This is a genomic window from Thauera sp. 2A1 (assembly GCF_009469595.2).
Classification (GTDB): domain Bacteria; phylum Pseudomonadota; class Gammaproteobacteria; order Burkholderiales; family Rhodocyclaceae; genus Thauera.
The window spans coordinates 321,353-346,798 of record NZ_SSXV01000001.1 but is presented as its reverse complement, the minus strand read 5'-3'; the positions used below and the strand labels follow the sequence as shown (position 1 = coordinate 346,798).

At 67.4% G+C, this 25,446-nt stretch carries 28 protein-coding genes; 12 read left to right on the top strand and 16 right to left on the bottom strand.

The genetic code is table 11. The features are described 5' to 3' along the window. The first annotated feature begins 3 nt into the window (after positions 1-3). The 3 genes from GH664_RS01735 to GH664_RS01725 are packed head-to-tail and all read left to right on the top strand — an operon-like array spanning position 4 to position 2,953. Positions 4-1,158: an ATP-grasp domain-containing protein gene (locus GH664_RS01735; RefSeq protein ID WP_194270298.1), complete on the top strand. Its 1,155-nt coding sequence runs from the start codon at positions 4-6 to the stop codon at positions 1,156-1,158. Continuing rightward, on the top strand, positions 1,155-2,318 hold the full coding sequence (locus GH664_RS01730) for a hydantoinase/oxoprolinase family protein (RefSeq protein WP_153166399.1): 1,164 nt from the start codon (positions 1,155-1,157) through the stop codon (positions 2,316-2,318). The genes GH664_RS01735 and GH664_RS01730 overlap by 4 nt, the downstream gene beginning before the upstream one ends. After that, positions 2,315-2,953: an aspartate kinase gene (locus tag GH664_RS01725; protein ID WP_228111333.1), complete on the top strand. Its 639-nt coding sequence runs from the start codon at positions 2,315-2,317 to the stop codon at positions 2,951-2,953. The genes GH664_RS01730 and GH664_RS01725 overlap by 4 nt, the downstream gene beginning before the upstream one ends. A gap of 103 nt (positions 2,954-3,056) precedes the next feature. On the opposite strand, the gene GH664_RS01720 is transcribed toward GH664_RS01725, so the two are convergent. The 7 genes from GH664_RS01720 to GH664_RS01690 all read right to left on the bottom strand — a co-directional run bounded on the left by GH664_RS01720 (position 3,057) and on the right by GH664_RS01690 (position 8,458). Next, positions 3,057-3,476 carry a hypothetical protein gene (locus GH664_RS01720; protein ID WP_153166398.1) on the bottom strand — a complete coding sequence of 140 codons (420 nt, stop codon included), beginning with the start codon at positions 3,474-3,476 and terminating at the stop codon, positions 3,057-3,059. After that, on the bottom strand, positions 3,473-4,591 hold the full coding sequence (locus GH664_RS01715) for a Tat pathway signal protein (RefSeq protein WP_228111332.1): 1,119 nt from the start codon (positions 4,589-4,591) through the stop codon (positions 3,473-3,475). The genes GH664_RS01720 and GH664_RS01715 overlap by 4 nt, the downstream gene beginning before the upstream one ends. 7 nt (positions 4,592-4,598) lie before the next feature. Next, the gene (locus tag GH664_RS01710; RefSeq protein WP_228111331.1) at positions 4,599-4,919 is read right to left on the bottom strand and encodes a hypothetical protein; all 321 of its coding nucleotides are present in this window, start codon (positions 4,917-4,919) and stop codon (positions 4,599-4,601) included. Positions 4,920-5,063: 144 nt separating this feature from the next. After that, positions 5,064-5,792 carry a (5-formylfuran-3-yl)methyl phosphate synthase gene (locus GH664_RS01705; RefSeq protein WP_153166494.1) on the bottom strand — a complete coding sequence of 243 codons (729 nt, stop codon included), beginning with the start codon at positions 5,790-5,792 and terminating at the stop codon, positions 5,064-5,066. Further along, a complete protein-coding gene (locus GH664_RS01700) occupies positions 5,792-6,376 on the bottom strand; it encodes a DUF447 domain-containing protein (RefSeq protein WP_228111330.1) in 585 nt (194 codons plus the stop codon). Before GH664_RS01700 ends, GH664_RS01705 begins: the two co-directional genes overlap by 1 nt. Continuing rightward, positions 6,360-7,856 (bottom strand): DUF6513 domain-containing protein, encoded by a 1,497-nt coding sequence (locus tag GH664_RS01695; protein WP_228111329.1) that lies wholly within the window; start codon positions 7,854-7,856, stop codon positions 6,360-6,362. Before GH664_RS01695 ends, GH664_RS01700 begins: the two co-directional genes overlap by 17 nt. Further along, positions 7,835-8,458 (bottom strand): flavoprotein, encoded by a 624-nt coding sequence (locus GH664_RS01690; RefSeq protein WP_153166397.1) that lies wholly within the window; start codon positions 8,456-8,458, stop codon positions 7,835-7,837. Before GH664_RS01690 ends, GH664_RS01695 begins: the two co-directional genes overlap by 22 nt. Positions 8,459-8,669: 211 nt before the next feature. Between GH664_RS01690 and GH664_RS01685 the strand changes: the two genes are divergently transcribed. Continuing rightward, positions 8,670-9,191 (top strand): dihydroneopterin aldolase, encoded by a 522-nt coding sequence (locus GH664_RS01685; protein WP_228111328.1) that lies wholly within the window; start codon positions 8,670-8,672, stop codon positions 9,189-9,191. A 133-nt stretch (positions 9,192-9,324) separates the two neighbouring features. On the opposite strand, the gene fae is transcribed toward GH664_RS01685, so the two are convergent. From fae to GH664_RS01645, 8 genes are all read right to left on the bottom strand, one after another. Continuing rightward, positions 9,325-9,834, bottom strand: coding sequence for a formaldehyde-activating enzyme (fae, locus tag GH664_RS01680; RefSeq protein WP_153166396.1), 510 nt, complete (start codon positions 9,832-9,834; stop codon positions 9,325-9,327). A 319-nt stretch (positions 9,835-10,153) separates the two neighbouring features. Next, positions 10,154-11,116 (bottom strand): RimK family alpha-L-glutamate ligase, encoded by a 963-nt coding sequence (locus GH664_RS01675; protein WP_228111327.1) that lies wholly within the window; start codon positions 11,114-11,116, stop codon positions 10,154-10,156. Between the two features lie 10 nt (positions 11,117-11,126). After that, positions 11,127-12,131: a methenyltetrahydromethanopterin cyclohydrolase gene (gene mch, locus GH664_RS01670; RefSeq protein WP_153166395.1), complete on the bottom strand. Its 1,005-nt coding sequence runs from the start codon at positions 12,129-12,131 to the stop codon at positions 11,127-11,129. Positions 12,132-12,172: 41 nt separating this feature from the next. After that, positions 12,173-13,078 (bottom strand): NAD(P)-dependent methylenetetrahydromethanopterin dehydrogenase, encoded by a 906-nt coding sequence (locus GH664_RS01665; protein WP_153166394.1) that lies wholly within the window; start codon positions 13,076-13,078, stop codon positions 12,173-12,175. A gap of 61 nt (positions 13,079-13,139) precedes the next feature. After that, positions 13,140-14,207, bottom strand: coding sequence for a beta-ribofuranosylaminobenzene 5'-phosphate synthase family protein (locus GH664_RS01660; protein WP_228111326.1), 1,068 nt, complete (start codon positions 14,205-14,207; stop codon positions 13,140-13,142). A 118-nt stretch (positions 14,208-14,325) separates the two neighbouring features. Continuing rightward, the gene (locus GH664_RS01655) at positions 14,326-15,234 is read right to left on the bottom strand and encodes a triphosphoribosyl-dephospho-CoA synthase (protein ID WP_153166393.1); all 909 of its coding nucleotides are present in this window, start codon (positions 15,232-15,234) and stop codon (positions 14,326-14,328) included. After that, entirely contained in the window at positions 15,234-15,620 is a 387-nt protein-coding gene (locus tag GH664_RS01650) for a 4a-hydroxytetrahydrobiopterin dehydratase (protein ID WP_153166392.1), read from the bottom strand. The genes GH664_RS01655 and GH664_RS01650 overlap by 1 nt, the downstream gene beginning before the upstream one ends. 65 nt (positions 15,621-15,685) lie before the next feature. Continuing rightward, a complete protein-coding gene (locus GH664_RS01645) occupies positions 15,686-16,792 on the bottom strand; it encodes an ATP-grasp domain-containing protein (RefSeq protein WP_153166391.1) in 1,107 nt (368 codons plus the stop codon). Between the two features lie 345 nt (positions 16,793-17,137). On the opposite strand from GH664_RS01645, the gene GH664_RS01640 reads away from it, so the two are divergent. From GH664_RS01640 to GH664_RS01610, 7 genes are all read left to right on the top strand, one after another. Continuing rightward, on the top strand, positions 17,138-18,961 hold the full coding sequence (locus tag GH664_RS01640; RefSeq protein WP_153166390.1) for a methanol/ethanol family PQQ-dependent dehydrogenase: 1,824 nt from the start codon (positions 17,138-17,140) through the stop codon (positions 18,959-18,961). Between the two features lie 267 nt (positions 18,962-19,228). Further along, positions 19,229-19,621, top strand: a complete 393-nt coding sequence (locus GH664_RS01635; protein WP_153166389.1) for a cytochrome c — start codon at positions 19,229-19,231, stop codon at positions 19,619-19,621. A 16-nt stretch (positions 19,622-19,637) separates the two neighbouring features. Further along, positions 19,638-20,549 carry a quinoprotein dehydrogenase-associated putative ABC transporter substrate-binding protein gene (locus tag GH664_RS01630; protein WP_153166388.1) on the top strand — a complete coding sequence of 304 codons (912 nt, stop codon included), beginning with the start codon at positions 19,638-19,640 and terminating at the stop codon, positions 20,547-20,549. 80 nt (positions 20,550-20,629) lie between these two features. Then, positions 20,630-21,373: a hypothetical protein gene (locus tag GH664_RS01625; protein ID WP_153166387.1), complete on the top strand. Its 744-nt coding sequence runs from the start codon at positions 20,630-20,632 to the stop codon at positions 21,371-21,373. A gap of 16 nt (positions 21,374-21,389) precedes the next feature. Continuing rightward, the gene (locus GH664_RS01620) at positions 21,390-21,755 is read left to right on the top strand and encodes a hypothetical protein (RefSeq protein ID WP_153166386.1); all 366 of its coding nucleotides are present in this window, start codon (positions 21,390-21,392) and stop codon (positions 21,753-21,755) included. 8 nt (positions 21,756-21,763) lie between these two features. Next, positions 21,764-22,732, top strand: a complete 969-nt coding sequence (locus tag GH664_RS01615) for a quinoprotein relay system zinc metallohydrolase 2 (protein WP_153166385.1) — start codon at positions 21,764-21,766, stop codon at positions 22,730-22,732. Positions 22,733-22,754: 22 nt separating this feature from the next. Beyond that, positions 22,755-23,603 carry a quinoprotein dehydrogenase-associated SoxYZ-like carrier gene (locus tag GH664_RS01610; RefSeq protein WP_153166384.1) on the top strand — a complete coding sequence of 283 codons (849 nt, stop codon included), beginning with the start codon at positions 22,755-22,757 and terminating at the stop codon, positions 23,601-23,603. 78 nt (positions 23,604-23,681) lie between these two features. On the opposite strand, the gene GH664_RS01605 is transcribed toward GH664_RS01610, so the two are convergent. Next, complete coding sequence (locus GH664_RS01605; RefSeq protein ID WP_194270297.1) at positions 23,682-24,230, bottom strand: DUF3280 domain-containing protein; 549 nt, start codon at positions 24,228-24,230, stop codon at positions 23,682-23,684. A gap of 69 nt (positions 24,231-24,299) precedes the next feature. Between GH664_RS01605 and GH664_RS01600 the strand changes: the two genes are divergently transcribed. After that, positions 24,300-25,208 (top strand): MBL fold metallo-hydrolase, encoded by a 909-nt coding sequence (locus tag GH664_RS01600; protein ID WP_194270296.1) that lies wholly within the window; start codon positions 24,300-24,302, stop codon positions 25,206-25,208. Positions 25,209-25,446: the final 238 nt, after the last annotated feature.

Sequence of the window (25,446 nt, the reverse complement as noted above, 5' to 3'; positions counted from 1 at the left end):
ACCATGACTGAACCGAAGCGCGAACGCGTCCTCGTCTACGAATTTATCAGCGCCGCAACCATCGACGCCGGACTCATCGGCACCGCAGCGTCGGGCGACGAGCTTAGCACCGCGGCAGCCCCGGCTTCGACCGGCGAAGGCGAATCGCTGCTGCAGCAGGGCATCTCGATGCGAAACGCGATGGTCGCCGACCTGATCGCCGCGGGCGGCTACAACATCGGCGTGGCGGCGAGCGACGCTGCACCCTTTGCGCCAGCAGACGATTCCGCTGCCATGTTGCCCTCGGCCCCTGCCTTGCTCTCTGAGGCATCCCAGCCGCCACGCCCATCGCGTTGCACCGCGCTGCGCGTGGCGGCCGCCGAGTCGCCCACCGCCCTCCTCGCGCGGCTTGCGCCCGCCTTCGACCGTGTCTGGGTGGTGGCGCCGGAGACGGACGGCGTCCTCGCCGAGCTCTGCCGCGTCGTCGGGCCGCGACGCTGGGTCGGCTGCAGCGAGGATGCCATCGTGTGCTGCAGCAGCAAGCGCGCCACCCGCGACGCCCTGGCCGCGCACGGCATTGTCGTCCCCGCCGCATGGCAATCCGGCGAGAGCGAGCCGCCGGCAGACGGCTCCTGGATCGTGAAGCCCGACGACGGCGCCGGCACCCAGGACACGCGCCGGCACGCGCACTTTGTCGACGCGCGCGAAGACTTCGAAACCCGACAGCAGGCGGGCCGCAGCGCGACACTGGAACAATTGGTGGCGGGCGAGCCCCTGAGCCTGTCGCTGCTGTGCCGCAGCGACCGCACCGAGCTGCTTTGCATCAACCGTCAGCGCATCGAGCTCGCCGCCGATGGCACCCTCGGCTACCACGGCGTCGATACCGGCATCGAGCCGACCGGCAGCCCTCGCGGCCGGCAACTGGCCGAACTGGCATGCAGGATTCGCGCCGCCCTGCCGGGCCTGGCCGGCTTCGTCGGCGTCGACCTCATATGGACGCCCGAAGGCCAGTCGGTCGTCATCGAGATAAATCCGCGCCTGACCTGCGCCTACGTCGGCCTGTCGCGCCGCCTCGGCCGCAATCTCGCCGCCGAGATCCTGGCGAGCCACGAGCCCGCGCCGACGTCGAGCCCGGCCGTTCGCGCCACCGAAGTCGCAATGACGGCACCGAGCACATGACGGCCACGACTCCTGCCCGCCCCGACACTGCCGCCGCACCAGCGGTGATCGGCTGGGACATTGGCGGCGCCCACGTGAAGGCGAGTCTGCTGGTAGCCGGTCGCATCGCCGACATCGCCCAATGGCCGACGCCGATGTGGCAGGGCCTCGAGCATCTGGACAAGGCGGTGGCCGCCACCCGCAAGCGCTGGCTGCAATTCGGCGCCGCACGGCACGCCGTGACCATGACGGCGGAAATGGCCGACCTGTTTCCGAACCGCGAAGCCGGCGTGCTCGCGATCGCCAGCCGGGTCGGCGAACAGCTCGGCAGCGAAGTCCGCTTCTTCGCCGGCGAGGCTGGCTGGGCGAAGCTCGACGCCGTGGCCGAGCACTGGGAAGCGATCGCCTCGGCGAACTGGCTCGCCACCGCCCGCATGGTCGCCCTCCGCCATCCCGACGCCCTGCTGGTCGACATCGGCAGCACCACCACCGACCTCATCCCCATCGCCGCCGGTCAGCCCTCACCCGTCGGCCGCAGCGATGCCGCGCGTCTGGCGAGCGGCGAACTCGTTTACCTCGGCGTGGTGCGCACGCCGCTGTGCGCACTGGCGCGGCGCATCCCGTTCGACGGCACCTACATCAACGTGATGAACGAGTTCTTCGCCACCACCGCCGACATCTTCCGCCTCACCGGCGAGCTAGATGCCGAGCACGACCAGTACCCGCCCGCCGACGGCGGCAGCAAGGACACCGCCGCCACCTGCCAGCGCCTCGCGCGGATGATCGGTCGCGACTCACGCGACGCGAGCGAGGCCGACTGGCGCGAATTCGCCGAGCACTGGCGACGGGCGATGACTGCGGAGATCGCGCGCAACGTGAGCCGGGTCGAGTCCAGACTCAACGCAACCCAGGTCTCCCCGCCGACTGCAGAATCGGACCGGCCCGCGGACTCGATCACGCGCGGCACGGACGCAGGCCACGCAAGCGCGGATGCCACACGCGTCCCGATCGTCGGCGCCGGCTGCGGCCTGTTCCTGGCGCATGCCCTCGCGCAGCGCCTCGACCGTCCCTTCCTGCCCTTCGACGCGCTGATCGACGCCGACCCCGCCTGCCGCAAGTGGGTCGCCACCTGCGCGCCCGCCGTAGCGGTCGCGGTGCTGCTCGAGCGGGAAATGCCGTGATCCAGGTCGTCAAGCTCGGCGGCAGCCTCGCCCGCGACCCGCTGCTGCCGCAATGGCTGCAGATGCTCGCCGAGCACGGCGGCGGCCGCATCGTCATCGTGCCCGGCGGCGGCCCCTTCGCCGACGCCGCACGCGACGCGCAGGCCGCCTGGCCGCTGAACGACCTCACCGCCCACAACGTGGCCATCCTCGGCATGGCGCAGTTCGGCTATGTGCTCCAAGGCCTGTGCCCCAGCCTCGTGACCGCGCGCAATGTGGCCGAGGTCGAGCGCGTGCTGAAATCCGGCAAGGTCGCCGTGTGGCTCCCGTTCGACCTGCTACGCGAAGCGCTGGACGAACTGACGAGCTGGGACGTCACCTCGGACAGCCTCGCGTTGTGGCTCGCCGCCCGCCTGGGCGCGTCTCACGTGGCGCTGGTCAAATCGTGCCCGATTCCGGCCAATCAGGATTGGGACGCGCTGTCGAATGCAGGCATCGTCGACCGGCGCTTCCCCGCGCTAGCACGCGATGCGCGCTGCACCGTCGAGTTGGTCGCGCGCGAAGACCTTTCAGCGCCGACTCGATGGCTTTCCCTGCCGATCTCCAGTGTGGAAGCGACCAACTCTAGGTTCCACCGCCCAACATACGAGGGCTGAGCGACAGGGAGCGACCCAATACGCCAATCAGACTTCTCGACTGGCTATTCCGAAAAGTTCGAATTCATCTGTGCCGGGAGTGAAAGGCCTGTTGGCTCAGCCTTTACGGGCTTCGGTCGCGAGTGCCATGTGTATGCCTCATGAACGCAGGCATCAGGGCAAATAGCACCAGCATTGCCAGATATGCGCCTCCAGAGACGGGATCGCGGCTGGACACATAGTCTGCAAGTGAGCGTTCCTGCAATACCGCGGCCAACACAAGTTCTGCAGCGAGCAACAGCACAAGGGCTAGCAGCCCTGTACCAAGGCGCGCAGGCATGGAAGGCGGCACGGCGAAGTGCCTGATCACGAATCTTGCCGCGACCAGAGTGACGACAAACATGATCGGCATCTCGCCCAATTCAGCAATGCGTTCGCCCACGCGGGGCACGACAAAAGTGATGCGAATCGCCCCCAACAGGAACCCAGCGCCAAACACCAGCGCGAAGTAGACCAGTCCGGCCTTGATCGCAGGCACTTTCAAGTCAGCACTGCGTCTACTGGCCTCCGCAGCGATGGCGGCAACTTCGGCCCGCGGCCGAAGCGAACAACGAGGTCGGGCCTGCGTCCGCCAACACCCAGGAAGGTTGCAAACTGTGGTCTCAGCGTGGGCACCTCCACCGGCTGATTAAGCATTGAGTTGCGGATTCCCAAGGCCGCCGACTGGAGTGCAAAGCGCTCGTAGCAACGCCCGACCTCGATCCATTGGGTGGGGCTCTCCCCCTCGGAGACGAAAACAGCGATTCCGGCCGAGCTGCGCACATGTTTCGCGTATTTTTCGTTCTCCGCTTCGGGCGTAAAGAACAGGCCGAAGAGCAGGCGGCCCAGCCAGGAAGGCACGGAGGGATTCCCCGACGACGCGGCATACAGACCGTCGCCCGTGCGGACTGCATCGTCAGCGTTGAAGCGAATCCACGCTTTCAACTCCTCGACGAAAGCCGGATCATGCATCTGCGCCGCATTTCCCTGCACGACATACTCGAGAACCTTCTCCAATGCCTCGCGGCCGGTGAGAAGAATGACACGAACGCCGTTGCCTTGGCTTGCTTTCTCCAGCAGCGCAAGCTCCCTCGTTGAAATCTGCTTGCCGTCGTACTCGGCGCGTGTGCTCTGGCGTTCAGGGATCGCGTTGAACAGACTGGTCGCAACAGCCTTGGTCGGCTCCAGGGCGATCCGCAGCACTTTGCCCGCAGAATCATCGACGACGAGGTTCCCGTAGAGTCCGTTGGCAAGTGCCGCCTGAAGCAGGTTCTCGGCGGCACAACCGATGGAAACGAACAGATGATGATCATCCGGGTCCACCGCGGGACAGCGTCGCGAAAAATCCGGCAGGATCGATATGGAGCGGTGTTCCGGCCGAAACTTCCAGCACTGGGTATTGTGACTGGATGGCGCCAAAGTCGCGCAGCGCACCAGTTCGCGCAGGAGCGCCGAGTTGTCGCCAGCGTCTGCCATACCGTGACGCCAAGTGTTGCTTACCGCATTGGCGTAGCCAGCGTCAGCGGTTTCCGATGAGCAGGACGCCACGGCAGCCAATGCGCCAAGGGTCGCCGATCCGGCAAGAATGAATTCTCGTCGAGTCACCATCACGCGCGTCATTCCGAAGTCAGAGGCAGGAACGCGGGATCGCCACCGCGCCCAGTGGTCGCCCTGCCGCCAAGCTGGTACCCATGGATACCTTGCACGCAACACAGCGAATCGCTATTGCGAAGGACTTGAGCCGATACGCCACCACCACACCTTCCCGGCGGTTCGACGACTCGGTGAACTCAACGACCCCCATCGGTGTCAAGTCGCCCAGCCCCTCGGGCGGCTGCGCGACGTAGAACTGCTGCTTGCCCCGGTATTCGCCCAACGCACGCAGCGTCGCCAGTTGCCGGGCATCAAAGCTCAGCTTGGCGAGATAGCCGGGCGAGCGTGACGGCATGAAGGGTCTCGGAGGCCGCCGATGCGGTAATCGTATCCGGTATTGGGAAAGATGAGTGCTTCATCACGCCAATCAACCAATGACTACCCGATTTGGCCGAGCCTGGTTTCTGGGTCGTTCAGCGCGTGCAAGCGGCCTGATCAATCAAGCCGGAGTACCCAGATGAACGCCAAGCCGACCGCCCTCGACAATGGGTTGCATAAGCGCGCGGCGCAAGGCCCTTACCTTGTCGCCAACCAGTTCCCCGGTCCGCGCACCGTCGCACACCGCGCTGCGAAAGCCGGCGAACTCCGGCTGCAGGGCGTGCAGTTTCGGCACGTCGACGTCTCGCAAGGCGCCGGCAAGGCCGATCAGCTTGCCGGCCGTGCGGGCCTGTCGAATCACTTCGGCGACGTCCTTCACCGGCATGAAATCGAACAGGCTGCCCGCGGTCTTGCCCTGGGTGTCGAGCATCAGCGCGGGGAAAGGCTGGGCACAAGCGGTTGCGAGCAGGTTCGCAGCGACGCCGGCGTCGGCGAGCAGCACCGGCACCACCTGCCAATTCGTCGCGCCGAGGCGACGCAGCAGATCGCACGCCGCGGCACCGCCCTGCCCCGGCACGCCGACCTTCACCAGATCGACGCCGCATTGCCCGACCGCATCCACCTGGCGCAGGATCGCGTCGGCGGCGTCGATCGGCAGGTCGCCGACGGTGGCGCTGATCGTCACCCGCGGCTGATGCCTGCGCAACACGGCGACGATGTCGCGGATCTGCGAGGGTTCCAGCCCACCCAGCGCGCCGGCGCGCGGCTCTTTCAGGTCGATGAAGTCGGCGCCCGCTTCGGCCGCGCGCAGCGCCTCGGAGCCATCGCGCACGCTGACCAACATGCGCATCACGCTGCCTCCGCCGCTGCCGACAGGCCACCCTGGTGCCGCTCCACCGCTTCCACCAGCCAGCGCCAGGCTTCCAGCTCAGCCGGGCCAGCGGCCTTGTCGATGGCGATCTGCAGGTAGACCATCTCGCGCTCGACCTTGTCGCGCGGCAGCATGCCGAGCCGGCTGACCAGCACTGCGCCCTCGATCACCGCCGCCTGCGCGCGGTTGAAGCCGGGGAACGCAGTGTGCGCGACTTCGCGCCGGCGCGCCATGTGCAGCACCGGGCGCAGTGCGTCGTCCTCAAAGCGCAGCAATTCGAGTTCGACATGCGCCAGCGTGTCGGCCAGCCTGCGTCCCGGGAAACCCTCCAGCGCCACGGTGGCGAAATCACGGCGACCGGTCACGCAACCGGCGAAGACGCGCACGTCGGTCGTCAGGTTCAGCACCGCGCAGCGGCTGGCAAGGATGTTGTCCAGCGTGGTTGAAGGCTTGAAGGGCATCAGCACCACCTCGTCGCCCTCGTAGCGCACGCCCATCGGCGCCAGATGCACCACGCCTGCGGCGGACTGCGTCGTCACCAGGGTTTCAAAGATCATCGGCATCGGCTTCGGTTTCCTTTGTGACGGACGGCGACGCATTCGCGGGCGCATCCGGCGCAACGGCGGCCGGCACCGTCGCCCCAGCCTCGGCCGAACGTGCGACCGGGCGCTTCTTCGTCGGCCCCGGTGCGCACTGATGCAGCAAGTCCTGGGCCGGGCGGTCGGCGGCACAGCCCCAGTCCAGCGGCTGGTCCTGGGTGTAGCGCTTGCCCAGCGTCCACGCGATCTCGGCGCGCGCGAGCTCCACGCCCATGTAGAAGGCGTGGCCGGCGTCACCCTCCAGGCCGAGATGCGGCCACAGCGCGAAGGGATCGGTGCCACGGCGGACGCCATCGCGGTTGTAGACGTGCAGGCCGGATTCCGACACCTGCACGCGGAAGTTGGGGTCGCGCACTGCCGCGGCGGTCTCGGCGATCTCGGCATCGCTGTCCGGGAAGGGGCGCTTGGCATGCACCGTCATCAACTCGTCGGTGTAGCCCTTGGGCAGGGACTGATGCTCGCGCGCCGCATACATCACGCGCCGCGCCACGTCCGCCTCCTTCACCGCGCGGCGCGCATGGCCGCTGACCTGGGTGGTGAGCACCGCGCCGGCGCGCAGCTCGGCGGCGATGCCGAACAGCACGGCGTTGATGCCGCTGGTGTCGGCCTCGGTCAGCTCGGTGACGTTGCCCACGCCCATCATGATGTCGATGTCCGCATAGCGCTCGCGCAGGCGCTGGTAGCGGCACAGGGAGGCAAGCAGGCCGAAGGGAATCGGATCGAGGATGGCGTCCGCGAGGAAGGGTTTGCCCTTCTGCCGCATCGCATCGATGGCGGCATGCAGCGAAGCCTCGTCGCTCGGCTCACGCGGGATCAGCACCGGCACCGCGGCAACCTCGTCCGCCACCCACAGCTTGTCGATGGTCAGGCTCAACAAGTAGTCGGCGCCGGCCCCGCCGCCACGCAACAACTCCCGCGCATCGAGCGAATCGACACTGACACGGAAGCCCTCGCTCTTGAGCGCCGCCACCGCGTCCTCGAGGTGGTCGAAGGCCGTGGCGGGCAGGCAGCCCAAGTCGATGACGTCGGCGCCGTCGGCCGCCAGCGCCCGCGCGCGCGCGACGATGGCCGACACCGTGAGACGGGGCGCGTCGACGATCTCGGCAAAGATGCGGATGTCGTGGGCGGAGAGGTCCACATGCTGCGCCATCTGGTTGAAGTGGCGCGGGATGTCCTTCAGCTCCTCCGGGCCGCGCTCCACCGGCAGGCCGAAATGCGCCGACAGGTCGTCGAGGTCGCCGCGGCAGCGCCCCGGCACCATGATGCGGTCGGCCCGCACCGGGCGCTCGACGCGGCGGCGGACCATGTCGGCGGTCATCAGGCCGGCGACCTGCAGGCCGATCTCGCGCACTTCCCAGGTGAAGGGCGGCGGCTGCATGGCCGCCAGCACCTTCTCGAGGTTGCGCTGCGCAAGCCGGCCGGTCAGGAAGACGATGTGTTCCATGCCAGTCCGAGTTCGTCGAGTCGCGCCTGCAAGGCCTCCTGCAGCGCCTGCGGGGTTTCCACCACCACTGCGTGGTCGATCGCGCGCAGCCGCTCGACATTCTGCAGCTCTATGTTGCGCGGCTTGAGCTCCACCCATTCGCGCGGCGCCTTGGTGATGACCACCGGTGCGGTGTCGCAGGCCAGCACGATGCCCGGGATCTCCAGCTTGCCCGCCTGGGCGAAGATGTTGGTGGGCAAGGTGTCGGAAATGCCGAAGGCGCACTTCGCCACGGTGTTGCTGGTGGCCGGCGCGACCACCACCGTGTGGTAGATGTCGTCGTACAGCATGCCGACCGGCACCGAGCTCGCCGTCTTGTCGCGGAACACCCGGCAGCGCGCCTTCAGCGCGTCGATACGGTAGTCGTAAAGCGGCAGCACTTCCTCCGCCGCGGCCGACAGGAACAGGTCCAGGGCCGGGAGGCGGAAAGCGAGCTCCATGCATTCGGTCAGGTAATGGCCGGACCCGGTGACAGCCCAGGCGAAGCGGCTGCGGCGATGGAAATCGCCCGCCGTGCCGCCGGTGGGGTGCAGTTCGTCCGAGTCGGGAATTTGTCGCAACATCGATGGGTTCCAGCGCTGATTCAGTGCTACCTTGCGCGCATGAGCTGGCGCGTAGGTCGCTGTCGATTAGACAGGATTACGCCCGCCCGAGGAACCCCGCCAACGCAACAAGCATGCCCATGCCCGGGGGGGCGGGCCTTGGCCCGTTTTTCGCTAAAGCCGTTGGCAAGCCGAATTTCCGATAAAGACCCAAGGTGCCGAGGAGCGCGCAGTGACCCACACCCCGACCAGCCGGCTGATGCCGCACTACCTGCCGGTTGATTCGGCATTCGCGACCCAGGCCGGCGACGCACCGCTCGACGTGATCTTCATCAACGGCTTCGTCGGTGAAACCGTCATCGGCATCGACCACGAAGAACTCCATCGCACCCAGCCTCTGCGCATCGACCTGGCCGCCGGCCTGCCGCGCAGCCTGGCATGCGACACCGATCGCATCGGCGACACGATCCACTATGGCGAGGTGCGGGCCGCGCTGCACGAGATGCTGCGCGAGCACCGCTACCAGTTGCTGGAGGCGTTCGCCGAAGGGGTGGCGAACCTGCTGCTGAACCGCTTCGGCGCGCATTGGGTGCGTGTGGGCATCACCAAGCCGCGCAAGTTCGACGACGTGGAGGGCGTGGGCGTGCTGATCGAGCGGCGCCGTGCCCCCCGCGAGCCGACCGAGCCGCGGCGCGATGCCGAAGTGCTGAGCCTGCTCGGCTCCGGCCTGGTGCCCGGCAGCCGCCAGCGCTGACCCCCTCCGCTCCCCGCCCCCGGTACGAACATCGGGGTGGGGGACAAGAAAATGCCGAAGCAACGCTTCGGCATTTTCTTGCGTCCTGACGCCGCACACGAGTGTGCCGCACACGGGTGCGGCACCAGAGACCTTACTTGGCCGCGAACGGGTGCGCCGAGCTGCCCTTCTTCGACTGCACTTCGGCGGCGGACGGCTCGCCATTGACCGCGCGCTTGATCGCCTCGCGCGTGGCGCGGTAGTTGTAGTCCTGGATCTTGGCGTCGTCCTCGGCCATCCAGTGGATGAACACGCCGACGCAGACGAAGATGTTGTCGGCTTCGGCGGCCGGGATGGTGCCGTCCTCGACACTGTCGGCCACCGCCATGGCGACCGCGCGCTGCGCCGGGCCGAACATCTGCACCGCCTGCTTGGCGCCCTTGATCGTGACCTTGTTGAACATGACCGTGGCCGGCTTGCACAGCAGGTTGGGCGCCACCACCGCGAGCAGCGAGGTGAAGCCGTCCTTGTTGTTGGTCAGCGTGTTCGCGAAAGCGGTTTCAGCCGCGCTGCCGCGGGGCCCCAGGATCAGGTCGATATGCGCCACTTCGTTGCCGTCGCCGACAAGAGACTCGCCCACCATCATCCGATCGATTTTCGCCATTCGTCTTCTCCTCGTTGAAATGTTCGGCCCCCCAAGGCCGGGAAGTCCGATATGCGGACGCCCGTCGGCAATCCGATACCCGTCCCTCTGATACAGGATTCGTGCCAGCTCGATCCATCGAGGCTGCAACCATGCCGGAACGAGCGAATCGACGCCGCGGCACGCCCTTCCCCAGCTCGCCCCCTTGCCCCTGCCCCAAAACGGAACAGGCGACTCAACACCTGTGGCGTTCCGTGACAAGGCTGCGATCGGATAAAAAAGGCCGGATCACATCACCGCGATCCGGCCAGGGCTCACTCCTGCGGTTCAGGCAGAGTCGTCAACCGGTGAGCGTCGTCGCCTCATGCACGTGCAGCACGCCGAGCCGTCGCTGCAGCAGATCGTCGACCAGCGCCTGGGCGATGTCGAAGGCCGTCACCTTCTGCAGGCCTCGCCAGGCCGCCACGCCATTGACCTCGATCACCTGCGCGCCCGCGGCCGCCGCCGGATCGGGCACCAGATCGACCCCGGCGTAATCCATGTCCAGCGCTGCCGCGGCACGCTCGGCGAGGTTCGCCAGGCCCAAGTCGAGCGCGCAAGGCGTGCAGCGCGCACCCTGCGCCACGTTGTGCACCCAGTGCTCGCTGACGCGCTTCATCGCCGCCACCGCGCGGCCGCCCACCACCAGCACGCGCCAGTCGAAACCGGGCACCTGCGCCTGCGGCACGAAGCGCTGCAGGTAGGCCAGCCCACCATAGCGCTTGAGCTCGGGCAGCGGCACCGACACCCCCTCGACCATGCCGACGCGCATCAGCCCCTTGCCCTGCGAGCCGAACATCGGTTTCAGCACCAGGCTGCGGCCCGCCGAGGCCTCGCGCATCAGGATGCGGCGCGCCTGCGCCTCGTCTTCCACCGCCCAGGCCGGCGGCGAAGCGACACCCGCCTTCTGCAGCAGGAAGCTGGTCATGGACTTATCCACGCTGCGCTCGATGGCCCGCGCATCGTTGTACACCGGCACGCCCAGTTCGCGCAGCGCATGCAGGATGCCCAGGCGCTTGGTGACCTGCTCCAGGCTGCCGCCGGCGATGCCGCGCACGATCGCGGCAAGCGGCAGTTCACGGCCAAAACCGGGGATCACCAGGCCATGGCCTGCACCGCCGGTTTCGAAACGGCCCTGCTCGAGATCCACGCAGCGCCCTTCGAAGCCGCGCCGCGCGAAGGCGCGCTGCAGCCTGCGCGTGTGCCAGCCCGTCTCGTCGGTGAAGATCGCGATGCGCCTGCGCGGCGCTATGTAGAGGCTCACCGCGGCCGCCTCAACGCGATTCCTCGAGCCACAGGTCGCGCAGCAAGGCCATGTTGAGGCTGCCGGCAGTCCAGGTGCGGCCGCTGTCCAGGTTGCTGACCCAGACTTCCGCCGGCGCGAACAGGGCAGGGTCGATCTTGTAGAAGTCGTATTCGTAGTCGCGGAAGATGTCGGCGAAGGAGCGGCCGTAGTCGCGCGAATTGAGCGACGGCAATCGCAACGCCAGATCGTGCACCGCCTCGTCGCTGCCGCGCACCGACAGATGCACCCGGCCGCCGTACAGGATCGCGTCGTTGGTGCGCCCCATGGCGATGCCGCCGTCCGGGCTGGGCGAAGGCAGCGGCGCCGAGGCGCTGCCGTCAACGATGTCCTGCAGCGCAAAGCCGAGCTCATGCGCCTTGTGCATCGCCACTTCCAGCACACGCGCCACCACCTGCGTCGTCCCGGCGAGGCTGGTGGTGGGGGTGAGGATCAGCACCAGTTGCTCCGCCGTCAGCCCGCAGTCGCGCAGGATCTTGTCGATTACCACCTGCGGCGGCCGGCGGTCGACCTCCAGCACCAGCGCGCCGCAATCGGCCTGGTCGCGGTAGCCCAGCTCGGTGAACAGGTCCTCGCGGCCGGCCAGCGCCCGCGCCGGGCCGGATCCGAGCGAGAAGAACTTCTTGCCGCCTGCCTCTTCCTTGCTCGCCGACAGGCTCCACCCCGCATACTGGCTCGCCAGGCAGGCCAGCACCGGTTGCGCGCTGGCCACTTCCAGCCAGGCAGGCCAGCCGTCGGAGGCACGCGTCGACAAGCGCACCGTTCCCAGGCCGCCCATGCAGATCTCGCCGATCGCCAGGCCGGCGGTCACACTGCCCGGCGCATCGATGCCGGCATCCACCAGCGTCACGCCATCGTCGAGCCGCTCCACCCGCAACCCGAGCGGCCCCGCCTGATCGAGCAGCGCCGCGACGTGCGCCGCCGCCAGCCGATTGACGCTGAGACCGCCCCACCTGTCCTGCCTGCCCTCGCTCATGTCCTTGCTCCCTGTCGGCGCGTTCAGCCCATTCGACCCATTCAACCCTTGGCGGCGATGATCTCGCGCGCCTTGGCGAAGGCCTCGCGAAAACCGAGGTAGAGCGGCTTTTCGGCATTGCGCATCGCGACCAGCAACTGATGCTCGGTCTGGTACTTGACGTTGCCCACCGCGAGCGCGCCGATGCCCACCGCCTTTCCTTCCGGCAAGGCCTTGCCGTCGTCCATCACCCCGACCCCGGCGATGCCCTCGGGCGGCACCGCATTGACGTCGGCCGCCACCAGCAGGCGGTTCGCCAGCGCACGCTCGTCCGCACTCACCACCTGCACGCCGGCCGCAGCCGTCGCCAGCACCACATCGGCCTCGGCGAGCGCCGCGCGCCGCGCCTCCCGCTCCGCGAGCCCGGCCCCCTCCAGCGTGCAGCCAAAGCGCTCGCCCGTCGCCCGCGCCGCTTCCCTGGCCGTGGCGGCGTCGCGGTGGCTGCCCAGCGTGACTTCCGCACCCAGCCCAGCCGCAAGCACGCCGGCGATGCGGCCGACGGTGCCGGTACCGCCCAGGATCAGCACGCGCTTGCCGGCCAGGTCGGTGCCATGGCTGCGCTGCAACTGGCGCTCCACGCAGGCCACGAGCGCCGCGGCGGTGGTGTAGGAGCCGCTCGGATCAGCGATCACCGACACCTCGAACGGGGGCACCATCGCCTTGCGCGCCGCCTCCAGCATGTCGGCCGCCAGCAGCACGTCGCGGCCGCCGATGAAGATGCCGGTCGCCTTCACGCCCTTGGGGCCGCGCGAGAAGATCGCGTCCTGCGTGAGCCCGGTGATCTCGCCCGCGCTTACGCCGCAGTACGGCACCACCACCTGGTAGCCGGCATCGACCGCCATGTTGATGTCGAAGGGGCTCATCTGTTTGCCCGGCGTGAACATGTGCAGGATGTAGCTGCGTTCCATCGTTGCATTCCTCTGGATTGGAAAGGGAGGGTCCGGTGGCGGCGCGTCGCGCCCGGCAGCGTCAGTCGCCCGGATCGGCCTGAAAATCCGTCACTGCATCGATCTGCGCGCCGCGATTGCGGCCGCCCACGACCAGGATGCGCAAGGCGGGATCGACGACGCCTGCATCCCGCGCGGCGCTGACCGCCTGTTCCGCTGCGTCGATGGCGGGCAGGATGGCAAAGCCGGTCGGCCCCCAGGAGCTCTGCCCGACGGCAGCGGCTTGGCGCGCCGCGATCCACTCGATCACCCGCTCCACCGCGGGGCTGGTGTACATCGAGCCGCCTTGCGCAGGCGCGAAATGACTGCCGACGAGGCGCTGGATGGCACTCACACCCTCGGCGAACGGCACGAAGTCGCGTTCGATGGCTCCGGGCAGCACGCGCATCAGCACCTGATGGCAGATGTCGGCCGCGCGTTCGCGCGGGAAGGGCGGCAAGGTGGCCATCGCTTCACGCTCCGCGCAACCGCTCAGCCCATTGGTGCGCTCGTCCATCACCAGGACGATGCGCCACGCCGCCGGAAATTCGATGCGCGTGATCAGGGGCGCTGCCGAACCGGCAGCACCCGGACCGCAATCGAGCAGCAGGCCGCCGCGATCGAAGCCGGCAATGCCCACCCCCGAGCGCTCGCCGCGTCCGAGCAGCCCGGCGATGTCGGCACTGCCCATGTCGAGCCGGTGGTAACGGGCGAAGGCGTGGCCGATCGCCAGCGCCAACTGGGTGCCCGAGCCGAAGCCGGAGTGGGCGGGTGGCGCGCGCAGCAGCGTCACCCGCAGCGGCAGGGCACGTCCGGTGCGCGCCTGCAGCGTGGCCAGATGACGCCGCAGCCGCTCGCCTTCGCCCGCATCGATGCCGTCGGCGACGACCACTTCGTTGCATGGGGCCGCGGTGATGCCGACTCGCGTGCTCAACCCGTCGATGACCAGGCCGAGGCTCGCGTATTTGCGCCCCAGGCTGCCGCTGGGGTCCATGAAGCCCAGATGCAGGCGCGCAGGCGCATCGACGACCAGCGCGTCAGGCCCCGGCGAGCGGGTTACCTGGCGGATCATCTCGCGGCTCTGTCGGCTAAGCGCGGCATGGGAAGACATCTCTCGGCAATCCTCGAACAATCCCGATTTCTTCGGCAACGAGGCAGGTCAGCAAGATCCAGGCCACGCGCAACTGCAGCGCAATCAGGGCGCCGCCCGCGCGCAACGGTCGGGGGCCTCATGCAGACCGCTGCCCGCCGCCCGTCAGCGCGGGTCGCACCAGGGCCGCCGTAAACAGCGTCGCCACCGTGAGATCCGCGCTGGTGCCGGGATTGAGCCTGCGCTGCTTGAGCGACGCATCCCAAGCCGCGAAGCGCGGCGACGCCGCGGCCATCCCGTCGTGCTCGATCGCCGCCAGCCAGGGTTTCGCCTCGTCCTGCACCTGACGCGCGGTCTCCCGGCCGAACTTGCGTGCGATGTGCGAGTCCGGAAATGCCGACAGAAAGCGCAGGAAGGTGCGCTGCACGCGCAAGGGCAGCGCATGGCCACGATCGGTCTCGCGCAGGAAAGGGTGCAGGCCCACCGTGACCAGGTCACCGAAACCGTACGCATACTGGCGCGCAATCAGGTCGCGATCGGCGGCGAGCGCCATCGCCGAGCGCAGGTCCACCGTCGGCGTGGCCGACACGTCCTGCTCGGCCGGCTTCCCCAATCCGCCGGGGTTCGCCAGCGCGATCGCGCGAAAGGTCGCACGCGCATCGGCGACATCGAGAGCCGCAAGCACCTTATGCAGCTCGGCGAGCAGGCCGGCTTCGTCGCCGAGCCCGGCGCGCTCGGCCGCCAGCGCCAGCGGCGCGCACAGCAACAGGATGCCGAGGTTGGTGTTGCAGCCGACGGCACGGCGGGTGGCGACGACGGCGCCCTCGACGCGCTCGCCCACCGGCGCGCCGGTACGCAACAACGGGCCTGCCGCCGCCGCCGCGCTGGACAGGAACTGCGCAGCGACCATGTCGTGCCCCGCGGAAGCGAGGCTGACATTGCCGGGCTTGAACACTTCCACGTCCAGCCGGCATGCCCAGCGGAACGCCGCCTCGGCGCGTGAGAGCGCAACCAGATCCGCAGCCAGATCGTTACCGACGAACGACATCAGCGATACTTGATGTAGCTGAAGCGGGGATCGTCGGGCGTGCCTTCAAGGGCACCGCCTTCCTTGCCCGGCTGCCACATCACGACCTCCTCGATCTTCTTCGCCAGTTCGAAATCCTTGTCGGTGACGCCCTTCGCCGCGTGGTTCATCAGCTTGACGATCACGAATGCGTAGGAAGCGGCAATGTCGGGATGGTGAAACGCCGCCTCCGCCAGGTGGCCGACGGTGTTGATCACCATCAGCGTGCCCTTCCAGCCGCTGGTCCTGTACTTGCGACGGATCCAGCCGTCCTCGTAGTACCACTCCGGCAGTTCTGCCGCGAGCCGGGCCTTGATCTCCTCCTCGGCATAGGGCTCGTCCTTCTGCTTGCTGCGCCATTGCGTCATGGTCCACCTCCGTTGGTTCGGGCGCGCACACCTCCGGGTTCGCGGATCGCCGCCCTGGGCGTCGATCAGCTTGCGGAGGCAGCGTGCGCCACTGCGTCCAGTACCGCGCGTCGGCGCTCGGCCAGCAGGCGATCGACCTCCGCCGTACTCTCCGCGCGCGCGCTCACGCTGCACACCGGGTCGCCCCATGCATGGGCCGTACCCGCCACAGGCAGGTCGTGACACCAGCCCTGCCCTGCCAGCCAGTCCGCCGTTTCATCGTCGATGCGGCCAGCGTGCGGCGCAAACACCACCTCGCTGCCACGCACCGCGCGCAAAGGCTGAAACCTCAGCGCGTCGAGGGCCGCGCCACGGCACACCGCCGCATGCGCCAGCAGCAGCTCACCGTGGACGCAATCGTCGAACAACGCAACGCTGGCGGTCGGACGGGGGTTGAGCTCGATCAGCAGCGGCCCATCCTCGTGCAGGATGAAGTCGATGCCATTGAGCCCGACGAGGCCGAGCCCGCCCACAATGCTGTCCACCATCGCCCGCAGCGCGTCCAGCGCGGCGGCCGGCAGATCGATCGGCCCGACGCCGCCGCGATGGACGTATTGATGTCCGCCAAGTGGGCGAATCGTCTGGCGCGCGATGCCCGCAATGTGCCAGCGATGCCCGTCGGCGAGAAAGAGCACCGACATCGGCACCCCTTCGATGCGCCGCTGAAAGTAATGTCCCGCGCCGCCGCCAGGCACCGCCGTCAGCGCGGGTCGCACATGCCAGCCGCCGCAGGCACGCGCGTCCTTCGACAGCCAGCCTTCGGGCTGCACCGGAGGCGCGACACTGACCGCCGCGTGCGGCACCCGGCGCGCCGCCAGCCAGGGGTAGAACCAGCCGGGCGTGCGGACCCGCCGCACCACCTCCGGCGGATTGCCCAGCAGCGGCAGCAGCGTGGCGCCGCGCGCAAGCAGGTCCGGCCGCGCCTCGAAGCCGCTGCCTGCGACCCACGCGTCGACGTCGCCCTCATCCGCGAGCCGGGCCAGCGCGTCGAGCAGGGCCGCACCATCCAGCGCGAGCTGGCCTCCGCTGCCGATGTCGTGCCAGGCCGCGGCCGCGGCGCGCGTGTCGACATCGCCGAACAGATCCAGCGCCACCGCCGTCGCACCGCCACTGGCGACCGACTCGGCCAGCATGCGTGCCGACAGGGCGGCGACAGCGATCGCTCGCCGTCCGGGTGGGCGAGTCTCAAGGGATACCAAAGCCGACACCTCATGTCCCAAAAAGTAGCACTTGCCCCACTTTGCAGCAGGGCGCCGAACAGTTCAGCCCTGCACGCGGCGCCCATGCCGCGGCCGGGCAATTTTCCCGGGCTTGTCAGTCACTTTTGCAGCAGGGCAGCCGGCGGCACATTCTGGCACAAGGTTTGCATTGACGTTTCCGCTGTCGTTAGGAACCCGCGCTCCGCATGCCGCGGCGGGGCCTCCGGTCTTTTCATGTGGCGAAGTCGCACGTTGTTCACAAAGAGAGAGGAGACAAAAATGAAACGTTCCGGAACACCCGCTCGATTCGCACCGACAGTCCTCGCCACCGCCCTGGCGTTTGCGCTGCCTGGTGTCGCGCAGGCCAACGCTGACCTCGAGTCGAAGATCGCCAACCCGAAGAACTGGGCGATGCAGGCTGGCGACATGTTCAACCAGCGTTACAGCAAGCTGAAGCAGATCAACGTCAGCAACGTCGGCAAGCTGCAGGTCGCGTGGACCTTCTCCACCGGCGTGCTGCGCGGCCATGAGGGCTCGCCGCTGGTCATCGACGGCATGATGTATCTGCACACGCCGTTCCCGAACAAGGTGTTCGCGCTCGACCTCGACACGCAGAAGATCGTCTGGCGCTACGAGCCCAAGCAGGATCCGTCGGTCATCGCGCAGATGTGCTGCGACACGGTGAATCGCGGCCTTGCCTACGCGGAGGGCAAGATCTTCCTGCAGCAGGCGGATTCGACCCTGGTTGCGCTGGATGCGAAGAGTGGCAAGGTGTTGTGGAGCGCGGTCAATGGCGATCCGAAGCTGGGCGCGGTCAACACCAACGCCCCCCACGTCTTCGGCGACAAGGTCCTCACCGGCATCTCGGGTGGCGAATGGGGTGTGCGCGGCTTCGTCGCCGCCTACGACATGAACACCGGCAAGCAGGTGTGGAAGGCCTACAGCACCGGCCCCGACAACGAGATGCTGATGGATCCGGACAAGACGATGACCTGGACCGACGGCAAGATGGCGCCGGTCGGCAAGGATTCGTCGCTCAAGACCTGGAAGGGCGACCAGTGGAAGACCGGCGGCGGCACGACCTGGGGCTGGTACAGCTACGACAAGGCCTCCAACACCGTCTATTACGGCACCGGCAACCCCTCGACCTGGAACCCGTCGCAGCGTCCGGGCGACAACAAGTGGTCGATGACGATCATGGCGCGTGACATGAGCACCGGCATGGCCAAGTGGGTCTACCAGATGACGCCGCACGACGAGTGGGACTTCGACGGCATCAACGAGATGATCCTTGCCGACATCGACGTCAAGGGCAAGCCGACCAAGGCGCTGGTCCACTTCGACCGCAACGGCTTCGGCTACACGCTGGACCGCACCACGGGTGAACTGCTGGTGGCCGAGAAGTACGACCCGCAGGTCAACTGGGCGACCCACGTCGACATGAAGACCGGCCGGCCGCAGGTGGTCACCAAGTACTCCACTCAAGCGGGCGGACCGGACGTCAACGTGAAAGGGATCTGCCCGGCGGCGCTCGGCTCGAAGGACCAGCAGCCGGCCTCGTTCGACCCGAACACCAAGCTCTTCTACGTGCCTACCAACCACGTCTGCATGGACTACGAGCCGTTCCAGGTCGATTACGTCGCCGGCCAGCCCTACGTCGGGGCCACGCTGTCGATGTTCCCGGCACCCAACAGTCATGGCGGCATGGGCAACTTCATCACCTGGGATGCGGGCAAGGGCAAGATCGTGCAGTCCAAGCCCGAGAAGTTCTCGGTGTGGAGCGGCTCGCTCAACACTGCGGGCGGACTCTCGTGCTTCGGCACGCTCGAGGGCTACCTGAAGTGCGTCGATGCCAAGGACATTAAGAAGGAGCTCTACAAGTTCAAGACGCCGTCCGGCATCATCGGCAACGTCTTCACTTATGAGCACAAGGGCAAGCAGTATCTGGGCGTGTTCTCGGGCATCGGCGGCTGGGCCGGCATCGGCATGGCGGCGGGCCTGGAGAAGGCGAACGAGGGTCTGGGTGCGGTCGGCGGTTATCGCGAGCTGGCCGATTACACGCAGCTCGGCGGCTCGCTCACCGTGTTCGCGCTGCCCAACTGAGCTCGACAGGGCCGGGCCTTTACGGTCCGGCCCGCCGCGGGATGACCCCGAGGGCTTCCCGCTATGGCTCCGATAGCTTCACGTGCATGGCGGATGACGAACTTCAGGTTCGTCATCCGACTCGAAGCCAGTGTGGAAAGCACCCGCTCCCCGGCGCAGATCCCTCTGCAGGTCACAGCGTCGCGAGCCTCCTGATTCATCATTCAACGAAAGGTGTCAGGCCAAAGCAGCCACGACACATCCGCCGCAAGCGAGGAGGATTCATTCATGAAGTACGCGATGTTGTTGTGTGCAGCCCTGATGGTCGTCGGTAGCCCAAGCCATGCTGCAGATGCACAGAAGCCGCTGTACACGGTGGTCGACGGCAACAAGGTCGACCCGAACACGCTGAAGGGATTCCATACCTGGCGCGCTGCGGCCTGCGATCGCTGCCACGGCGCGAATCAGGAGGGCATGGTCGGGCCTTCATTGATCGAGAGCCTGAAAGTGCTGACGAAGGAACAGTTCATCCAGACGGTGCGAGACGGCAGGCAGGACAAAGGCATGGTCAGCTTCGGCAACAACCCCAGGGTGATGGACAACATCGATGCCCTGTATGCGTATCTGAAGGGCCGTTCCGACGGCGCCATCACCCAGGCCAAGGTTCAGCCGATCGAGTGAGGTCGAGGAAGAAACGATGACCGCGACCAAGGAACAGGCCCGCCCGAGCGCCACGCGCAAGCGCGGCCGTGGCATCACCCTCATCGCCGGGCTGGCCGCCCTGCTGACGGCAGGCGCATCGCTGGCACAGGACAGTGGCGGCGCACCGGAGCGCAAGGCGCTGCGCGTGTGCCAGGATCCCAACAACCTGCCGTTCGCCAACGACAAGCAGCAGGGGTTCGAGAACCGCATCGCCGAACTGTTCGGCAAGTCGCTCAAGCTGCCGGTGACCTACTACAACTACCCGCAGCGTTTCGTCTTCATCCGCAACACCCTGCGCTACAAGTTGCCCGGTCAAGATTACCCCTGCGACATCATCATGGGGCTGCCGGTGGGCTTCGACCAGGCCTCGGTGACGAAACCCTATTTCCGCTCGCCCTACGTGCTCGTCTTTCCGGCTGGCAAGGGAATGGACGACGTGCGCACGAGCGACGATTTCCTCGCGCTGCCGCGGGAGAAGCTCGCCAGCCTGAAGATCGGCGTTTTCGACCACTCGCCGGCGTCGAAATGGATGGCGAGGCATGACCTGGTCGACCAGGGCGTGCCCTATCACACGATCAACGTGGAGATGGATTACTACCCGGGCCGGATCATCGATCAGGATCTTGCCTCCGGCAAGATCGACGTCGCCATCGTCTGGGGACCGGTCGGCAGCTACTACGGCCAGACGGCCGCGAGGCAGCCGATGCACGTCGTGCCGATCCGCCCCGAACCGGGGATTCCGCTGGAGTTCTCTGTCGGCATGGGCGTGCGCTATGGCGAGCCCGAGTGGAAGAAGCAGGTGGAGGAATTCATCGACACGCATCGCGCCGAGATCCAGTCCATCCTCGCCGAATACCGCGTGCCGCTGACTGACGAGCCGCCCGCATCAGCGGCGCTCTCCAGATGAGCGTTCGCACCCTTTGCCGGAGCGCACTCGACGCAGCACCCGCCTCCCTGAGTCTCTTTCACCGCTTGCACCCCTGGAGCATGGCCATCCGTCCGCCCATCCCCGCACTGTTCGCCCTGCTCGCGGGGCTCGCCGCCTGCCTGCCCTCATGGGCCGCGCAGGGTGAGCCCAAGCCCGACGCCAGGGCCGTCTCCACGCCCGATTATTCGGCCGCCGAGCGCCTGATCTTCATGGACGAGCATCTGTCGGCGGAGCATCCGCCGGCGACGCTGAAATATTCATTCCGCAAGTCGGGCAGCCTCGAACCGTCCTTTGAGGACTCGGTCAGCATCTCGCTCGGGCAGCGGCCCGACGGCACCTGCTGCACCGCAAGCGGATCCTTCCTGAGCGGCGAGCACAGGCTGGCGCTGCCCGAAATCGACGATGCACGCTCCAACCCGGTCATCCTGTATTTCCTCGAGCACGACGTGCGCGACATGCAGCGGCTCACCAAGGGTCAGCAGGCCCACTTCCGCAAGCGCATCCGCATGGCGGTGTACAACGGCGCAGAGGTGCGCGCCACCACTTTCCGCTATCGCGGGAAATCGATCTCTGGGCAGGAGGTTTCGATCGCGCCCTATCTCGACGATCCGTCCCGCCAGCGCTTCGCAAGCCTTGCCCGCAAGCACTATGTGTTCATGATGTCGGACGCAGTGCCGGGCCGGGTGTATGGCATCCGCAGCCGGATCGACAATGCGGACGCCTCCTCGCCACCACTGATGGTGGAAGAGATGTACATCGACGGCGCCGAGGTCGTCACCGCGTCCGCGCCGGGCGCCCGCTAAGGACAAAGGAAAGCCGATGACTCCCCGCCTCTTGCTGCCTGTCGCAGTCGCACTGCTCGCCGGTGTGCCCGCCCTGCCGGCCGCAGCCAATGATTTTCCGACCCAGGAACGCGTGCTGTACGTGCAGGAGTGCCTGCAGCAGCATCCGGGCAACAGCTACGAGATGATCAGCAAGTGCTCGTGCGCGCTAGACGCGCTGGCAACCGAACTGAGCTACGACGACTACACCACGCTGCACACCGCCACACTGGCGCAGCGCATCGCCGGCGACCGTGGCGCCGCCCTGCGCGAGAATCCATCGGTCGGCAAGGAGGTCAAGCGCCTGCGTGAAATCCAGGCGCGCGCCAACAAGCATTGCTTCATCGACACCGCGGCGAAATAGGCCCCAACATGATCACCCCGTCAGCGCCGCGCCGACATGCCAGGGTGCTGACCGCGCTGCTGGGCGCGTCGCTGCTGTTCACGTCGGGCGCACCGGCGAGGGCTGCTGCCGTCGAGCCATTGCCGACGAAGGAGATCGCTCCCGGGGTCCATGTGCACCAGGGCAGCCACCACGCCTGGGCCGCGCAAGACGGCGAGGACGTGGCCAATATCGGCTTCATCGTGGGCGCGGGATGCGTCGCCGTCATCGACACCGGCGGCAGCCCCGCGATCGGCCAGCGCCTGAAGGCAGCGATCGAGCGCGTGACTACGCTGCCGGTGTGCTACGTAATCAACACCCACATGCATCCCGATCACGTGCTGGGCAACGTCGCACTCGCCGCCGGCAGTCCCGGGCCGGCCTACGTGGCCCACGTGCGCCTCGGCCCATCCCTGTCGGCACGCGCGCCCTACTACCTGGAGGCCTTCCGCCGCGAGGGCGGGCAGGCACTCGCGCCCGACGCGGTGGTCTACCCGACGCAGACGGTGGCTGACCGGGCGGCCCTCGACCTGGGCGGACGCCAACTGGAACTGCGCGCCTGGCCCACGGCCCACACCGACAACGACCTGACGGTTTTCGACCAGCAGACGGGAACGCTGTTCACTGGCGATCTGCTCTTCATGGGCCACCTGCCGGTGATCGACGGCCAGTTGCGCGGCTGGCTGCGCGTCATCGGCGAGCTCAAGGCGCTGGATGTGAAGCGTGCCGTGCCCGGGCATGGCACGGTAAGCGAAGACCTGCGCCAGGCCATCGGTCCGGAGGAAACCTACCTCTCGACCGTATTGCGCGAGGTTCGCGCTGCCATCAAGGCCGGCGTGCCCATTGCACGCACGCTCGAGCAGTTGTCGGCCACCGGCACCGCCGGCTGGCAGCTTGCGGACGCGTTCCACCGTCGCAACCTGACCGCCGCCTACGCCGAGCTGGAGTGGGAAGACTGAAACGCCCGCAAGGAGGGCAAGCATGAATCCGAAACGCAGGATGCTGATTTCGCTGCCGTTGTTGCTCGCGGCCGGCAGGATGGCGCACGCCCAGCAGGCCGGCGCGACCGACCCCGCGCTCGACATCGACGCCAATCCGATGTGGCTGCAGTTCCGCGACAGCCTCTTCGCCGGCCGCCCGATCACCACGCCAGCCGACGACGTGTTGAAGCTCGAAGCACCCGCCCGTGCGGAGGATGCCGCAATCGTGCCGATCGCCCTGCGCGCGCAGTTCCCGCAGAGCGACACCCGCTACATCCGCCGGATCTACCTGATCATCGACAACAATCCCTCGCCGATGGGTGCGGTGTTCGACTTCACCCCGGCGAGCGGGCGCGCCGAGATCGAGACCCGCGTGCGCGTCGATGCCTACACCCACATGCGTGCGATCGCGGAGATGAACGACGGGAAGCTTTTCATGAGCACCCGCTTCGTCAAGGCGTCGGGCGGGTGCTCCGCGCCGCCGGGCAAGGATCCACAGGCCGCGCTCACCACCCTGGGCAGGATGCGGCTGCGCGTGGAAGGCGAACCAGTACTGAACAGGCCGTCGCTCGCGCAACTGATGATGAGCCACCCGAACCATTCCGGTCTTGCCATGGATCAGCTCACGCGGAACTACACGCCTGCACATTACGTGCGACTGGTCCGCATCAGCTATGCAGGCGAACCCGTGCTCACCGCGGAAGTGGATTTCACCATCAGCGAGAATCCCAACTTCCGTTTCTACTTCATTCCCAAGGGCCGCGGGGAACTGAAGGCGGAAGTGCTCGACAGCCAATCCCGGCGCTTCGAGGCGACGCTGCCGGTGCAACCGGTCAGCAATCCGGTCTGACGCGGTGAACGGCCGGGGTTGCCGTCGCAGGGCGCATATCGCATCAACTGCGGTTGCGACGGGAGACGTGAGGACCGATCAGCCGCCCGAGTCGATGCCGGGCGGCCGGCGCTCCACCAGTTTCCGCACCAGGAAGCGCATGCCCCGCGTCCACGACTCATCGGTATTGCCGCGGATGTCGACCGACTGCACGGCGAGCACCCGGCCGCTCGTCGCATCACTGACTTCCACGTTGATGTTCAGGATCAGGTTGCTGACCTTCTGCACCCATCCGACTGCCACCAGACGCACGCCGGTGGCCTGCCCCAGCTCGCCCTTGCATTGCGGGCAGTCGTAAAGGAATGCGTGCCGTGCCCGCAACTGGTCGACGACTTCCCGCGCTGATTCAGGCGCCACCACGCGATAGAGACCATGCGCCTGAATCTCGTCGATGAACTGGCTGCGGACGGCCTCGAGCCGTCGCTGCTGGTCGGCGGCGCGACTCGGGTCGGGGTGCTCCTCGATGAGGTCGAACGGCGCCACGACCAGCGGCGGCGCTTCGGCGCCAGCAGACTGCGCCCCCGCCAGCGCGACGAGCATCGACAAGCCCCCGAGGAATCGGGTCACCTTCTTCTTCGCATCGTCCATGGCCTGCTCTCCCTGGTTTCGTCCGGATTGAATGGGATCTTCAGGCTCGCGTGCGGCCTGGCTCTCTGCATGATCGCCGCTGCCCCGGGGCGCGCCTTCCCTGCCGATGATGCGGCGCTCACCGCGACCGCGCTCGGCAACGGCGTCTATGCCGTCTTCGGAAGCACGAATGAGGCCAGCCCGGAGAACCAGGGCCGCATCGGCAACGCCGGCTTCATCGTCGGCGCGGATGGCACCATCGTCATCAACACGGGCAGTTCCTATCGGCATGGCCGCGAACTGCTCGAGACGGCCGAGCGCGTCGGCGGCAAGCCAGTCGTGCTGGCGGTGATCACCCAGCCGCTGCAGGAGTTCATCATGGGCAGCGCGGCCTTCGCCGACCGCGACATCCCCATCCTCGCTCACGAGGCCGGGGCGCGGCTGATCGGCGAGCGCTGCGAGAACTGCCTGCGCAACCTCAGGCGCCTGCTCGGCGAGCAAGCGATGCTTGGCACCCGCGTGCTGATGCCCGCGCGCACCGTGTCGCAATCCATCGAGCTTGACGCCGGCGGGCGCAAGCTGCGCGTGCTGCACTTCGGTTGGGGCAGCACGCCGGGCGACCTCGCCGTTTACGACTCAACCAGCGGCATCCTGTTCGCCGGGGCGCTGGTTTCCATCAGCCGCCTGCCTGACCTGCGCGACTCGAACACCTCGGGCTGGCTCTCCGCCCTCCACGCCATCGACGAGCTGTCGCCACGCATCCTGGTGCCGGGATATGGACCGCCCGGCGCCGCTGCGGCGACAGCGCCGGTGCGGCACTACATCGAGCGGGTCGCAGAGCTCGCCCGTGATCGGCAACGCGGAGGAGCAAGCCTCTACGAGACGCTGCGGAACGTGCAGTTGCCCGAATTCCAGGACTGGGCCCTCTATGCCTTGCTGCACCCGCGGAATGTCCAGAAGCTGTATCTGCAATTCGAGAACGAGGAGTTCGACCATTGAGCGCGCGGATCCGACGCGACCGCCCGAGTGCGGCCAGGCTTGCGAGGTCGACTTCGAGCGACGCTCCGGCACCTGCGCGCAATATGTCATCGACACGAACACCCGCGCGATGCAAGGCTTCGGTAACATTCCAGCTTCGTGATCTGTCCGGGTCACACGTGTAGCACCTGCCGCCAAGAACAATGCCAGCCAGCAGCCCTCCTGCCGACCAAAGGCCCGACCCCTGCCCTTTCTGCCG